At 71.6% G+C, this 13,612-nt stretch carries 11 protein-coding genes; 6 read left to right on the top strand and 5 right to left on the bottom strand.

Features of this window, described 5'->3' with window-relative positions; genetic code table 11:
- Window positions 1-98: 98 nt before the first annotated feature.
- Window positions 99-827 (bottom strand): PAQR family membrane homeostasis protein TrhA, encoded by a 729-nt coding sequence (gene trhA, locus ACO1BR_RS16685; RefSeq protein ID WP_426795846.1) that lies wholly within the window; start codon window positions 825-827, stop codon window positions 99-101.
- Between the two features lie 237 nt (window positions 828-1,064).
- Between trhA and ACO1BR_RS16680 the strand changes: the two genes are divergently transcribed.
- Window positions 1,065-2,909, top strand: coding sequence for a phosphoenolpyruvate carboxykinase (GTP) (locus ACO1BR_RS16680; protein WP_426795845.1), 1,845 nt, complete (start codon window positions 1,065-1,067; stop codon window positions 2,907-2,909).
- Window positions 2,910-3,025: 116 nt separating this feature from the next.
- Here ACO1BR_RS16680 and ACO1BR_RS16675 read toward each other — a convergent pair whose 3' ends face one another.
- The 4 genes from ACO1BR_RS16675 to ACO1BR_RS16660 all read right to left on the bottom strand — a co-directional run bounded on the left by ACO1BR_RS16675 (window position 3,026) and on the right by ACO1BR_RS16660 (window position 7,930).
- Window positions 3,026-3,448 (bottom strand): hypothetical protein, encoded by a 423-nt coding sequence (locus tag ACO1BR_RS16675; protein ID WP_426795844.1) that lies wholly within the window; start codon window positions 3,446-3,448, stop codon window positions 3,026-3,028.
- An 84-nt stretch (window positions 3,449-3,532) separates the two neighbouring features.
- A complete protein-coding gene (locus ACO1BR_RS16670) occupies window positions 3,533-4,744 on the bottom strand; it encodes a pyridoxal phosphate-dependent aminotransferase (RefSeq protein WP_426795843.1) in 1,212 nt (403 codons plus the stop codon).
- A gap of 77 nt (window positions 4,745-4,821) precedes the next feature.
- Entirely contained in the window at window positions 4,822-6,516 is a 1,695-nt protein-coding gene (locus ACO1BR_RS16665; RefSeq protein ID WP_426795842.1) for an N-acyl-D-amino-acid deacylase family protein, read from the bottom strand.
- A gap of 124 nt (window positions 6,517-6,640) precedes the next feature.
- Window positions 6,641-7,930, bottom strand: a complete 1,290-nt coding sequence (locus ACO1BR_RS16660) for an amino acid deaminase (RefSeq protein WP_426795841.1) — start codon at window positions 7,928-7,930, stop codon at window positions 6,641-6,643.
- A gap of 364 nt (window positions 7,931-8,294) precedes the next feature.
- Between ACO1BR_RS16660 and ACO1BR_RS16655 the strand changes: the two genes are divergently transcribed.
- The 5 genes from ACO1BR_RS16655 to ACO1BR_RS16635 all read left to right on the top strand — a co-directional run bounded on the left by ACO1BR_RS16655 (window position 8,295) and on the right by ACO1BR_RS16635 (window position 13,600).
- Window positions 8,295-9,401 carry a sugar kinase gene (locus ACO1BR_RS16655; protein WP_426795840.1) on the top strand — a complete coding sequence of 369 codons (1,107 nt, stop codon included), beginning with the start codon at window positions 8,295-8,297 and terminating at the stop codon, window positions 9,399-9,401.
- 150 nt (window positions 9,402-9,551) lie between these two features.
- On the top strand, window positions 9,552-10,319 hold the full coding sequence (locus ACO1BR_RS16650; RefSeq protein ID WP_426795839.1) for an IclR family transcriptional regulator: 768 nt from the start codon (window positions 9,552-9,554) through the stop codon (window positions 10,317-10,319).
- A gap of 20 nt (window positions 10,320-10,339) precedes the next feature.
- Entirely contained in the window at window positions 10,340-10,750 is a 411-nt protein-coding gene (locus ACO1BR_RS16645) for a RidA family protein (protein WP_426795838.1), read from the top strand.
- Between the two features lie 172 nt (window positions 10,751-10,922).
- Entirely contained in the window at window positions 10,923-12,440 is a 1,518-nt protein-coding gene (locus tag ACO1BR_RS16640) for a GntP family permease (RefSeq protein WP_426795837.1), read from the top strand.
- A gap of 266 nt (window positions 12,441-12,706) precedes the next feature.
- Window positions 12,707-13,600 (top strand): S1 family peptidase, encoded by an 894-nt coding sequence (locus tag ACO1BR_RS16635; protein WP_426795836.1) that lies wholly within the window; start codon window positions 12,707-12,709, stop codon window positions 13,598-13,600.
- Window positions 13,601-13,612 lie beyond the last annotated feature (12 nt).

Genomic DNA, 13,612 nt, shown 5'->3' with positions numbered 1-13,612 from the left:
CTCCCCCCCCCCCCCCCCCCCCCCCACGGCGGCGCGGAAGACCGGCCGGGGGGCCGGCCGGGAGATCGGGGGTGCCGGCCGTGCGGGGCCGGTCCGCCTCAGGCGTGTGTGTACGCCACGAGGGAGATGCCGACGTAGTGCACGACGAAGGCCGCCAGCGTGAAGGAGTGGAAGACCTCATGGAAGCCGAACCACCGGGGTGAGGGGTTGGGGCGCTTGATGCCGTAGATGACGCCGCCCGCGCTGTAGAGCAGCCCGCCCACGATGACGAGGACGAGGACGGCGATGCCGCCGGTGCGCAGGAAGTCGGGCAGGAAGAAGACGGCGGCCCAGCCCATCGCGATGTAGCAGGGGGTGTAGAGCCAGCGGGGTGCGCCGACCCAGAAGACGCGGAACGCGATGCCCGCCAGCGCGGCGGCCCAGACCGCCCAGAGGAGGGCCTGGCCGCGGGAGCCGGGTACCAGCAGCATCGTCAGCGGCGTGTAGGTGCCCGCGATGATCAGGAAGATGTTGGCGTGGTCGAGTCGGCGCAGGATGCCGTCGGCCCGCGGGCCCCAATTGCCGCGGTGGTACAGCGCGCTGACGCCGAAGAGCAGGCAGGCGGTGAGCGTGTAGATCGCGCAGGCCAGGCGTCCGCGGGGGCTGTCGGCGAGCGCGGTCAGCAGGATGCCGGAGAGGAGGACGGCGGGAAACATTCCCGCGTGCAGCCAGCCGCGCAGCTTGGGTTTGAGCGGCGCGGTCGCGGTGGCCACCGCGGTGAGCGCGGAACCCGCGTCGGACGGCGCGGACGGGGGGCGGCTTTCGGCGGCGTCGGGCGCGGAAGTCATGGCGCAATGCTACCTACGCAACCGTAAGTTATGGATCGTCCTGAAGTGGTGACGGTCACCACGGTGCCCCCTGGACAGAACCGAATCGGGGTCGGATGATCAAATGAGTGCGGTCGGCACCGGATGAGCGGTCACGAAGCATCCGGGTCGCGGCCCCCAAGGGGCAGACAAGTGAAATAAGCGGTTTCCTGGCATAACAGGCAGAAGCCGTCCAGAACCCCTCAACTAGGAGCGATCGTGGCGCGCGACAACGCGGCTCCCCCCATCCCGACCCGTCACCAGGGCCTTGTCTCCTGGGTCGATGAGATCGCGGCGATCACCCAGCCCGACCGGGTCGTCTGGTGTGACGGCTCGGAGGCGGAGTACGAGCGTCTGTGCGAAGAGCTCGTCGACAAGGGCACGTTCAAGAAGCTCGACCCGATCAAGCGCCCCAACTCGTACTACGCCGCTTCCGACCCGTCGGACGTGGCGCGAGTCGAGGACCGCACCTTCATCTGCTCGGAGAAGGAAGAGGACGCCGGCCCGACCAACCACTGGAAGGCCCCCGCCGAGATGCGGGCCGTCTTCACCGGGGAAAAAGGAAACAGTTTCACCGGTGAGCAGGGCATCTTCCGCGGCTCCATGAAGGGCCGGACGATGTACGTCGTCCCGTTCTGCATGGGTCCGCTGGGCTCCCCGCTCTCCGCGCCCGGGGTGGAGATCACCGACTCCGCCTACGTCGCCGTCTCGATGCGCACCATGACGCGTATGGGCCAGGCGGTCCTCGACGAGCTGGGCGAGGACGGCTTCTTCGTCAAGGCCGTGCACACCCTCGGCGCCCCCCTGGCCGAGGGCGAGGCCGACGTGCCGTGGCCGTGCAACTCCACCAAGTACATCTCGCACTTCCCCGAGGCGCGCGAGATCTGGTCGTACGGCTCCGGTTACGGCGGCAACGCCCTGCTGGGCAAGAAGTGCTACGCGCTGCGCATCGCCTCCGTCATGGCCCGGGACGAGGGCTGGCTCGCCGAGCACATGCTCGTCCTCAAGCTGACCCCGCCGCAGGGCGAGGCCAAGTACGTCGCCGCCGCGTTCCCGAGCGCCTGCGGCAAGACCAACCTGGCCATGCTGGAGCCGACGATCCCGGGCTGGACCGTCGAGACCATCGGTGACGACATCGCCTGGATGCGCTTCGGCGAGGACGGCCGGCTCTACGCGATCAACCCCGAGGCCGGTTTCTTCGGCGTCGCGCCGGGCACCGGCGAGCACACCAACGCCAATGCCATGAAGACTCTCTGGGGCAACTCCGTCTTCACCAACGTCGCCCTCACCGACGACGGCGACGTCTGGTGGGAGGGCATGACCGAGGAGACCCCGAAGCACCTCACGGACTGGAAGGGCAACGACTGGACGCCTGACTCAGGTGTCCCGGCCGCGCATCCCAACGCCCGCTTCACCGTTCCGGCCGCCCAGTGCCCGACCATCGCGCCCGAGTGGGAGGACCCGAAGGGCGTGCCGATCTCGGCCATCCTCTTCGGCGGCCGGCGCGCCAGCGCCGTTCCGCTGGTGACCGAGTCGCTGACCTGGCAGCACGGTGTCTTCCTCGGCGCGAACGTGGCGTCCGAGAAGACCGCAGCCGCCGAGGGCAAGGTCGGCGAGTTGCGCCGGGACCCGTTCGCCATGCTGCCGTTCTGCGGCTACAACATGGGCGACTACATGGCGCACTGGATCAAGGTGGGTGCCGACAAGGACCCGGCCAAGCTGCCGAAGATCTACTACGTCAACTGGTTCCGCAAGGACGCCGAGGGCCGCTTCGTGTGGCCGGGCTTCGGCGAGAACAGCCGGGTGCTCAAGTGGATCGTCGAGCGGCTGGAGGGCAAGGCCGAGGGCGTCGAGACCCCCATCGGCGTGCTGCCCGCGAAGGGCGCGCTGGACACCGGCGGCCTCGAACTCTCCGATGCCGACCTGGACTTCCTGCTGACCGTCGACAAGGACGTCTGGCGCGAGGAGGCGGCGCTGATCCCCGAGCACCTCAACACCTTCGGCGACCACACGCCGAAGGAGCTGTGGGACGAGTACCGCGCGCTGGTGCAGCGCCTGGGCTAGTCCGTGGCGCGGCCGTATCGCGTGGCGCCCGTCCGGGGTCCCGTGCCTGGTGCACGGGGCCCCGGCCCGTTTCCGGCGCGCCTTCGGGGGCGGCCCGGGCGGTCTGGGGCCGGACTTCAGGCCGTGGCGAGGTCCCGGCCGCCGGCCTCATGGGCGGTCAGCCGCTCCCCGGCCAGGGCGATGGCCGCGGCGTCGTCCCGGGAGGTGGCGACCGCCAGGGCGTTCCCGGCGAGGGTGCGGGCGCGCTGCCGGAGGGCCGGCACGCGGGACGGGACGGTGCCGCCGGTGGGTTCGGCGCGCAGCGGGTAGTGGCCGCCGGTCAGCCGCGCGACCTCTTCGGCGATGCGGTCGGCCGCGTCGGCGAGCGCGGCGCGCTCCCCCTCGGACGTCGCCAGGGTGCGCAGCTCGTCGGTGACGGTGAGCAGTGCGGTCAGCTGCCCGGCCAGCCGGATGTCCAGCTCCTGCTCGCGGGAGCGGTGCGGGACCTCCGGGGCGGTGGCCATGCTGTGGACCGACTTGGTGCGGATCGGTTCGTACATGGGACGGCCTCCTGGAAACGTCTAGGAGGCCATCCTAGCTTGGACAGAGTCTAAAGTTGAGGGTCGTACAGAAGTCGCTGCGGTTCAGTACTGTCCGTAACCGTCGAGGAAGGCGCCGATTCGGGTGACGGCGTCGGCCAGGTCGTCCTTGCCGGGCAGCGTGACCAGGCGGAAGTGGTCCGGCTCGGGCCAGTTGAAGCCGGTGCCGTGGACGATCATGATCTTCTCGGCGCGCAGCAGGTCGAGGACCATCTGCCGGTCGTCCTTGATCTTGTACACCGCGGGGTCCAGCCGCGGGAAGGCGTACAGCGCCCCCTTCGGCTTGACGCAGCTGATGCCCGGTATCCGGATCAGGGCCTCGTAGGCCGTGTCGCGCTGCTCCAGCAGCCGGCCGCCGGGGAGCACCAGGTCGTTGATCGACTGGCGGCCGCCGAGGGCGGTGGCGACCGCGTGCTGCGCCGGCATGTTGGCGCACAGCCGCATGTTCGCCAGGATCGTCAGCCCCTCGATGTACGAGGCGGCGTGCGCCTTGGGGCCGCAGACCGCCAGCCAGCCGCTGCGGTAGCCGGCGACGCGGTACGCCTTGGACAGGCCGTTGAAGGTCAGCGTCAGCAGGTCGGGGGCGAGCGCGGCGAACGGGGTGTGCGTGGCGCCGTCGTAGAGGATCTTGTCGTAGATCTCGTCGGCGCAGACGATCAGGTTGTGCCGGCGGGCGATCTCCGCGATGCCGCGCAGCAGTTCGTCGTCGTAGACCGCGCCCGTGGGGTTGTTGGGGTTGATGACGACGATGGCCTTGGTGCGGTCGGTGACCTTGCGCTCGATGTCGGCGAGGTCCGGCATCCAGTCCGCCTGCTCGTCGCAGCGGTAGTGCACGGCGGTGCCGCCGGAGAGCGAGACCGACGCCGTCCACAGCGGGTAGTCGGGGGCCGGGACCAGCACCTCGTCGCCGTCGTCGAGCAGCGCCTGCATCGACATCTGGATCAGCTCGGAGACGCCGTTGCCCAGATAGATGTCGTCGACGGAGAGCTCGATGCCCTTGGTCTGGTAGTGCTGCATCACCGCGCGGCGGGCGGAGAGCAGGCCCTTGGCGTCGCCGTAGCCGTGCGCCGTGCCGATCGAACGGAGGACGTCCTCCAGGATCTCGGGCGGGCACTCGAAGCCGAACGCCGCCGGATTGCCGGTGTTCAGCTTGAGGATGCGGTGACCTGCCGCTTCGAGCCGCATGGCCTCCTCAAGGACCGGGCCGCGGATCTCGTAGCAGACGTTGGCGAGCTTCGTTGACTGGATCACCTGCATGACGGCCACTTTACGGGCGCGTATCGGCACCCGCCCGGTGTTTTTCCCCACGTCACCCGCGGACGGCGTGGGGTTCCTCACGTGGGGTGACGGTACGGGCCGGGCGGTGGAGGTTCCGATTCCGCGTACGGCGGGGCGGACCGGCGCCGTCCCGGGGTGCGCCGGACCGCCCGGCCGGCCAGTACGTCCGTGCGCCGGCCGTCCGCCATGACGAAGCGGCCGTCGATCAGGACGTGCGGGATGCCGGCGGGCAGGGTGCGCGGAGCCTCGAAGGTGGCGCCGGCGGCGACCGTCTCCGGGTCGAAGAGGACCAGGTCGGCGCGGTAGCCCTCGCGCACCAGACCGCGGTCGGGCAGCCGCAGCCGGGCGGCCGGGCGCGAGGTCAGGTGCGCCACACACTCCTCCAGGGACAGCACCCCGAGTTCGCGGACGTATCCGCCGAGGTAGTGGGGGAAGGTGCCGTACGCCCGGGGGTGCGGCTTGCGGCCCTGGAGGATGCCGTCGCTGCCGCCGGTGTGGACGCGGTGCCGCATGATCCGGCGGACGTTCTCCTCGTGGCCGACGTGCTGGAGGATCGTCGAGCCCAGCCGGTCGGCGATCAGCAGCCGGCGGGCGGTGGTCCAGGGCTCCTCGCCGCGCTCGGCGGCGCGCTCGGCGACGGTCTTGCCGATGTGGCCGGTCAGCGCCGGGTCCGCGACGCCGGAGATCTCGACGGTGTCCCAGGCGATGGGGACGCCGTGGCAGCCGTCGGACCCGGTCACCTCCAGGGCGTGCCGGATGGCCGCGGCGGTCGTGTCGTCCCGCAGCCGCGCGAGGACCGCCTCGGGGCCGCCCTCGCCGGCCCAACTGGGCAGCATCGCCACGAGAGTCGTGCAGCCGGGGGTGTACGGATAGGTGTCCAGGGAGATGTCGGCGCCGTCGTCCAGGGCCTTGTCCAGGAGGGCCAGCAGCTCGGGCGCCCGCCCCTTGTTGACGCCGAAGTTCATGGTGGCGTGCGCGAGATGCAGCGCGCAGCCGGCCTCGCGGGTGACGGCGACCATCTCCGCGTACGCCTCCAGGGCGCCCGCCCCGTAGGAGCGGTGGTGCGGGCAGTAGTAGCCGTCGTAGCGGGCCACCACCCGGCACAGTTCGGTCAGTTCGGCGTCCGAGGCGTACATGCCCGGGGTGTAGGTGAGGCCGGAGGACAGGCCCACCGCGCCCTGCTCCAGGCCCTCGGCGACCAGCCGCCGCATCCGCGCCAGCTCGCCGGCGGTGGCGGCGCGGTCGTCCCAGCCGACCGCGAGCATCCGTACCGTGCCCTGGGGGACGAGGTAGGCGGCGTTGACGGCGATGCCGTCGCCGTCGAAGCCGTGGTCGAGGCGGTCGAGGTACTCGCCGACGGTGCGCCAGGTGAAGTCGACGGAGGTGTCGCCGGGCGCCCCGCCGTTCCAACCGGTGATCTGGGCGCGCACCTCGGCGAGCGTGCGGTCGTCGACCGGGGCGTACGACAGCCCGTCCTGGCCGAGGACTTCGAGGGTGACGCCCTGGGCGACCTTCGCGGTGTGCGCGGGGTCGCGGAGCACGGCGAGGTCGCTGTGGGCGTGCATGTCGATGAAGCCGGGGGACAGGGCGAGGCCGGCGCCGTCCACCGCGCGGGCGGCGACCGGGCGCGGGCCGCCGTCCGTCTCGCGGTGGATCTCGGCGATCCGGCCGTCGGCCAGGGCGACGTCGGCGTGGTAGGAGGGCCCTCCGGACCCGTCGACGACGCGTACGTCGCGGAGCACGGTGTCCATGGGCGGGCCGCCTTTCCGGGGGTTGGGTCAGGGGCCGACCCGGACGCGGGGTCGGGGTGGGATCAGGGGTTTTCCGGGGGTGCCGCGGGCCGGCGGCGGCACCCCCGCGGGTATCACGCAGGTATCAGAAGAACGTGCGGATGAAGTCGACGACGGTCCCGTCCTCCTCGACCAGCGGGATCAACTGCCACTTGTCGAAGGAGGTGCAGGGGTGCGACAGGCCCAGGCCGACCCAGTCGCCGACCTCCAGGTCGCCGGCGTGCTCGGTGTCGAGCCAGGCGTGCTGGTCGGACAGCTTGGTGACGGTGACGCCGGCCGCGGGGCGCAGCGTGCCGTCCCGGCCGGACCGGACGACCTGTGCCCGCGGCAGGTCGAGGTCGTACGCCGCGTCCCGCTTGCCCGCGTTGACGAACGCCTGCTCGGGGGTGGGGCGGGAGACGACCTGGGCCCAGAGGCGGAAGGCGGGCTGGAGGGCGCCCTCTTCCGGTACGCGGTTGAAGGGGGTGAGGCGGCGGTAGTGGCCGTCGTCGTGCGAGACGTAGGCGCCCGAGCGCAGCAACTTGAGGACCGGCGCGGAGAGTTCCGGGATCTCGGCGAAGACCTCGGAGACCGCGTCGAACCAGGCGCTGCCGCCGGCGCTGACCACGATCTCGTCGAGGTCGGCGAAGCGGCCGGAGGTGTCGAACTCCACCGCCAGCCGGACAAGTCGGCGCAGCCAGGCGGTGACGCGGTCGTGGTCGGCCTGCGGCACCTCGCCTTCGTAGCCGGCGACGCCGACCAGGCGGAGGGTGTCCACGCCCGCGATGGCGTCGGCGAGTTCGAGGCATTCGGCCTCGCTGCGGACTCCGGTGCGGGCCCCCTCGCCGGCGCCCAGTTCGATGACGACGTCCACGGGGCGGCTGGCTTCCGCGGCACGCAGCGCGGTGTCCATCAGCTCGATGCCGCGCAGCGAGTCGACGTAGCAGATGAAGCGGAAGTCCGGGTCGGCGTCCAACTCGCCGGCCAGCCAGCGCAGCGCGGCGGCGTCGACGACCTCGTTGGCCAGGAAGATCCGCTGGATGCCGTAGTCGCGGTAGACGCGGGCCTGGTGGGGGACGGCCGCGGTGATGCCCCAGGCGCCGTACTCCAGTTGGCGGGCGAAGAGCTGCGGCGCCATGCAGGTCTTGCCGTGCGGGGCGAAGGCCAGACCGTGCCGGGTGGCGTAGGTCTCCATGAGGGCCAGGTTGTGCTCGACGGACTCGGCGGAGAGGGCCAGGACGGGGGTGGTGAAGCCGCCGGTGAAGAGGTTGCGGCGCTCGGCGGCCAGGTCGCCGACCGTGCGCCCGTCGGCGTCCGGGGGGAGTGCCTTGAAGCGGTGATCGACCTTGTCGTCCGCGAGGTTCTTGAGTCCCTGCGCGAGCCGCTCGCCGGCCATGGAGCCTCCTCGAAGATTGTGTTGCACGCTCTGCAACGCGCATTGCGCATATCGCTTACAGCTGTCTAACATCCGAGCCATCGCCCGGTCAATGGTGGAGAAACGCGGGCAAGGGCGCCAGGAATGGCGCACCGAACGGTGCCCGGAATGGCGCAGAGAACGGCGTCGGGAACGGCGCGGAGAACGGCGTCGGGAACGGCGTTGGGAACCGCAGCGCAAGACGGGCGGGTCGGCCCGGCGGGCACCCGGTGGAATTCCGGGCGGACATCCGGGCGGACCTTCCGCGGCGCGGCCGGACGCCAGCCCGCCTCAGAGGCACAGAGGCACAGCGGCACAACGGCACAGTGAAGGAGCGCAACCGATCGTGACCAGGTCCTCGAACGCCGGCGGCACCCCCGTTCCGGACGGCACCGCCGCCCGGGACGCCGATGTCGTCTGCCTCGGCGAGTCCATGGTCACCTTCCTGCCCACCGCACCGGGGCGGCTCGCCGACGTGCCCGCCTTCGAGCGCGCCATCGGCGGCGCCGAGTCCAACGTCGCCTGCGCCCTGGCCCGCGCCGGCCACCGCGTCCGCTGGATCTCCCGGGTCGGCACCGACGGCTTCGGCGACCATCTCGTCCGGGCGATCGGGGCGTACGGCGTCGATACCGGCGGCGTCCGGCGCGACCCCGCCCGCCCCACCGGCATCTACTTCCGCACCGCCGGCGACCGCGACACCGACGCCCATGAGGTCGCGTACTACCGCTCCGGCTCCGCCGCGTCCGCGATGTCGGTGGCGACCATGGACCTGGCCGCGCTGCGCGCCGGCCGGGTGCTGCACCTGTCCGGGATCACCGCCGCGCTGTCCGGCGACTGCCTCGCCCTGCTGCGCGAACTCACCGCCCGACCGGCGGCGGCCGGCCGCCCGCTGGTCTCCTTCGACGTCAACCACCGCCCCCGTCTGTGGGCCGACGCGCAGGGGCCGCGGGTCCTGCTCGACCTGGCGCGCGGCGCCGACATCGTGTTCGTCGGCGAGGACGAGGCGCGGGACGCCTGGGGCCTGCACGGCGGCCGGGCCGTGCGCGCGGCGCTGCCGGAGCCGGAGATCCTGGTCGTCAAGCGCGGGAGGGGCGGCGCGACCGTCTTCCGGCGCGCCGCCGACCGGCCGGGCGGGGGCGGCGCCGGCGACGACGTGGTCGGCGTCCCGGCCCTGCGGGTCGACGTGGTGGCCGCCGTCGGCGCGGGCGACGCCTTCGCCGCCGGGTTCCTCTCCGCCACCCTCCGCGGGCTGCCGCTGCGCTCCCGGATCCGGCACGGCCACCTGTGGGCCGCCGCGGCCCTCACCGTCACCGGCGACCTGGCCGCCCCGCCGCCCCGGCCTCTCGCCGACCGGCTGGCCGGGCTCGACGCCGCCGCCTGGGGGACACTGCACCTCGGCCCCGGCTGGACGGACGCCAGAGTGGCCGTGGACCAGGAGGTGGGTACGCCGTGAACGAGCGCAGCGGGACAACCGTCGACAGGTGCGCCCCCGACGAAGGCGGGGCCGGGCGAAACGAGGCACGCACATGAGCGAGCGCAGTGAGCGAATCGTGGAAGGGTGCGCGCTGAGCGAATGCGAGGCCGAGCGGAGCGAGGTGTCGGCATGAGCCAGACCGTCGACCGCGCGCTGAGCATCCTGCCGCTGCTCGCCGAGGGCCCCGCCGACCTCGGCCGGGTCGCCGACCGGCTCGGCGTGCACAAGTCCACCGCGCTGCGGCTGCTGCGCACCCTCCATGAGCACGGCCTCGTCTACCGCCAGCCCGACCAGCGCTACCGCCTCGGCGCCCGGCTCTTCGCGCTCGCCCAGGAAGCCGTCGAGAACCTCGACATCCGCGAGATCGCCCACCCCCATCTCGTCGAGCTCAACGAGCAGTGCGGGCACACCGTCCACCTCGCGGTCCACGAGGAGAACGAGGTCCTCTACATCGACAAGGTCGAGAGCCGCTACCCGGTCCGGATGTACTCGCGGATCGGCAAGCCCGTCGCGATCACCGTCGCCGCGGTCGCCAAGCTGCTGCTCGCCGACCTGCCCGAGCCCGAGCGCCGCGCCCTCGCGGAGAAGCTCGACTACCCCCGCTACACGTCCCGTTCGACACCCGACGCCGCGGCCTTCCTGGCCGAGCTGGCCAAGGTGCGCGCACAGGGCTGGGCCACCGACCTCGGTGGCCACGAGGAGTCCATCAACTGCGTCGGCGCCCCGATCCGCGGTGCGGACGGACGCCTGGTCGCCGCCATGTCGGTCTCCGCGCCGAGTGTCGTCGTCAGCGCGGAGGAACTCCTCACCCTGCTCCCGCTGGTGCGCCGGACCGCCGACGCCATCAGCCGGGAGTACTCCGGTACCGCCAACGCCGGCCACCGGCCGGCCCCATGAAGGACGTCTGAAGGACACGCATGAGCGAGAAGACCGCCCTCACCCCGGCCACCCACACCACCCCGCCCGCCAAGTTCTCCCACGGAGTCAGGAAGGGCAACATCCTCCAGGTCGCCGGCCAGGTCGGCTTCCTGCCCGCCGTCGAGGGCCGGGCCCCCACCCCGGCCGGCCCCACCCTGCGCGAGCAGACGCTCCAGACGTTCGCCAACGTCAAGGCCATCCTCGAAGAGGGCGGCGCGAGTTGGGACGACGTGATGATGATGCGCGTCTACCTCACCGACGTCGCGCACTTCGCCGAGATGAACGAGATCTACGACGCCTACTTCGAGGAGCAGGGGCTCAAGGAGGCCCCCGCCGCCCGCACGACCGTCTACGTCGGTCTGCCCAAGGGCCTGCTCATCGAGATCGACGCCCTCGCGGTGCTGGGCTGAGGCACCGGATTCCTTGCTCGGCCCGCCGTTAGCGCCGCCCTCGGCGCACCGTCCGCCGCACGGTGCGGCGTCCCGTAGCTCCGGGACGCCGTGCCGCGGTCCCCCCTGCCCGGATCGTGTTCACCAGGGGACGACCCGGTTTCCGGGCCCCTGCCTGACAACGGAGTCACCCATGTTCCTCGCTGCCGCGGCCCCCACCCCACCGTCCCCACCGCACACCGGCGGACTGCTCGCCCTGATACCGGGCACCGCGGGGCTGCTGACCGTCGCCGCCCTCGGTGTCGCCCTGCTCCTCGTCCTGATCGTCAAGGTCAGGCTGCAGCCGTTCGTCGCGCTGCTCGGCGTCTCCATCGCCGTCGGACTCGCCGCCGGCCTCTCCGTCACCGAACTCTTCGGCACGGTCCAGAAGTCCGACGTCGTCTCGATGATCGAGTCCGGCATGGGCGGGATCCTCGGGCATGTCGCCATCATCATCGGCCTGGGCACCATGCTCGGCGCGATCCTCGAAGTCTCCGGCGGCGCCGAGGTGTTGAGCGCTCGGCTGCTCGCCCTCTTCGGTGAGCGGCGGGCCCCGCTGGCGATGGGCCTGACCGGACTGCTCTTCGGCATCCCGGTCTTCTTCGACGTCGGCATCTTCGTCCTGGCGCCGATCGTGTACGCCGCCGCCAAGCGGAGCGGCCGGTCGATGGTGCTGTACGCCATGCCGCTGCTGGCCGGGCTCTCCATGACGCACGCCTTCCTGCCGCCGCACCCCGGCCCGGTGGCCGCCGCCGGCCTCTTCAAGGTGGACCTCGGCTGGGTCATCCTCATGGGCGCCGTCTGCGGCCTCCCCGCGGTCCTGGCCGCCTGGGCCTACGCCGCCTGGATCGGCAACCGCCTCTTCGTACCGGTCCCGCACGACATGGCCGAGGCCGCCGCGGAGGCCAGGGCCGCGGTCGTCGCCGAGCAGACCGCGGCCGGGATCCGGCCCCGGGAGAAGCCGGTCTCCCCGGCCGCCGTCCTCGCCATCGTCGGTACGCCGCTGGTGCTGATCCTCCTGGCGACCTTCTCCTCCGTCGTGCTGGCGCCTCCCCCCAGCACTCCGACAGGCTCCGTGCAGGGGGGACCTTCACCACATGTCCGCTCGGTCATCGAGTTCTTCGGCCACCCCTTCGTCGCCCTGACGATCGCGCTGCTGCTCGCGTACTACCTGCTCGGCATCCGCCGCGGCTGGTCCCGCGCGTCCCTGGAGGCGGTCTCCACCGCCTCCCTCAAGCCGGTCGGCAACATCCTGCTGGTGGTCGGCGCGGGCGGGGTCTTCGGCGCCGTGCTCAAGGGCAGCGGGGTGGCCACCGCCCTGTCCGACACCTTCCACGGCGTCGGACTGCCGGTCATCGTGCTGGCGTACCTGCTCTCGCTCGTGCTGCGGGTGGCCCAGGGTTCGGCGACGGTCGCGATCGTGACCACGGCCGGGATCGTGCTGCCGCTGGTGGCGGGGCAGGGGCTGTCCCAGGCCCATCTGGCGCTGGTCATCACGGCGATCTCGGCGGGCTCGATCTTCGCCTCGCACGTCAACGACGGCGGGTTCTGGATGGTGTCGAAGTACTTCGGGATCTCCGAGCGCGACACCCTGAAGTCGTGGACCGTACTGGAATCGGTGCTGTCCGTCGCCGGATTCGCGGTGGCCGCGGCCGTCAGTCTGGTCGTCTAGGGGCAACCACCCCAACTGACGTACGAGTTCGACGGTCGACCGCGGCCGGCCGAGGTGGCGCAGGGGCGGGCGCGGGGTAGGGAAGACCTGATGCACGGCGCGCGCGGGCGTAGGCGGCGCCGGGCCGTCCGTCAACTTGCCATCGATTACGGGAAATTTGTTGCGACCGGGCCCTGAGCGGCCAACAATGCGCACGACAAATCCGAAGTGGCGGCACGGAACTGACGCCAAAAGACTTCGGAACAGAAGCTGAGAGGACCCCCCACATGTATCGACCTCTCGTCGGCACCCTGGCCACCGCCGTGCTGGGAGCCGCAGCCCTGGTGAGCGGCGCCGCACCCGCGGGTGCCGCACCGGTGGGCACCGCCCCGCACCACGCGCCGGCGCACCACAAGCCGGCGCCCCGGACGAAGGCGGTCGACTTCGCCGGCACCGTCGCGCTGGACGACTGCTCCGGCTCGATCGTCAAGATGCCCACGTCGCAGGACAGCGACCCGGCGCTGGTGATGACCAACGGCCACTGCCTGGAGAGCGGTATGCCCTCCCCGGGGCAGGTCATAGTCGACCAGCCGTCCACCCGCGCCTTCACCGTCCTGGACAAGTCGGCGGGTGAGCTGGGCCAGATCCAGGCCACCAAGGTCACGTACGCCACGATGACCGACACCGACGTGACGCTGTACCAGACCGGCTCGACGTACGCGGAGATCGCGCAGAAGTACGGGATCAAGCCGCTGGAGCTGTCCACCGACCACCCGGCCAAGGGCGCCGGGATCACCGTGGTGTCCGGCTACTGGAAGAAGACCTACACCTGCAGCGTCGACGGGTTCGTGCCCACCCTCAAGGAGGGCGACTGGAGCTGGAAGGACTCGGTCCGCTACACCCCGGAGTGCAAGACGATCGGCGGCACCTCCGGCTCGCCGGTGGTCGACAACACCACCGGCAAGGTCACCGCGATCAACAACACGGGCAACGAGAACGGTGAGAAGTGCACCGTCAACAACCCCTGTGAGGTGGACGACCAGGGCAATGTGACGGTCCACAAGGGCACCAACTACGCCGAGGAGACCTACGGGATCCCCAAGTGCTTCGGCGCCGGCAACAAGCTGGACCTGACCGCCGCGGGCTGCACGCTGCCCAAGCCGTCGGGCGTCCGCCGCTGACCCGAAGGCCCG

The organism is Streptomyces sp. YGL11-2 (genome assembly GCF_050054615.1).
In the GTDB taxonomy this organism is placed as follows: Bacteria; Actinomycetota; Actinomycetes; order Streptomycetales; family Streptomycetaceae; genus Streptomyces.
Note: the sequence above shows the minus strand (reverse complement) of the source record. Positions and strands in the feature narration are given on the sequence as shown.

Coding starts and splice junctions, on each gene's coding strand:
- ACO1BR_RS16635 (WP_426795836.1), top strand. CDS start 12,707: ATGTATCGACCTCTCGTCGGCACCCTGGCCACCGCCGTGCTGGGAGCC.
- ACO1BR_RS16640 (WP_426795837.1), top strand. CDS start 10,923: ATGTTCCTCGCTGCCGCGGCCCCCACCCCACCGTCCCCACCGCACACC.
- ACO1BR_RS16670 (WP_426795843.1), bottom strand. CDS start 4,744: ATGCAGGTGATCCAGTCAACGAAGCTCGCCAACGTCTGCTACGAGATC.
- ACO1BR_RS16665 (WP_426795842.1), bottom strand. CDS start 6,516: ATGGACACCGTGCTCCGCGACGTACGCGTCGTCGACGGGTCCGGAGGG.
- ACO1BR_RS16645 (WP_426795838.1), top strand. CDS start 10,340: ATGAGCGAGAAGACCGCCCTCACCCCGGCCACCCACACCACCCCGCCC.
- ACO1BR_RS16660 (WP_426795841.1), bottom strand. CDS start 7,930: ATGGCCGGCGAGCGGCTCGCGCAGGGACTCAAGAACCTCGCGGACGAC.
- ACO1BR_RS16675 (WP_426795844.1), bottom strand. CDS start 3,448: ATGTACGAACCGATCCGCACCAAGTCGGTCCACAGCATGGCCACCGCC.
- ACO1BR_RS16650 (WP_426795839.1), top strand. CDS start 9,552: ATGAGCCAGACCGTCGACCGCGCGCTGAGCATCCTGCCGCTGCTCGCC.
- trhA (WP_426795846.1), bottom strand. CDS start 827: ATGACTTCCGCGCCCGACGCCGCCGAAAGCCGCCCCCCGTCCGCGCCG.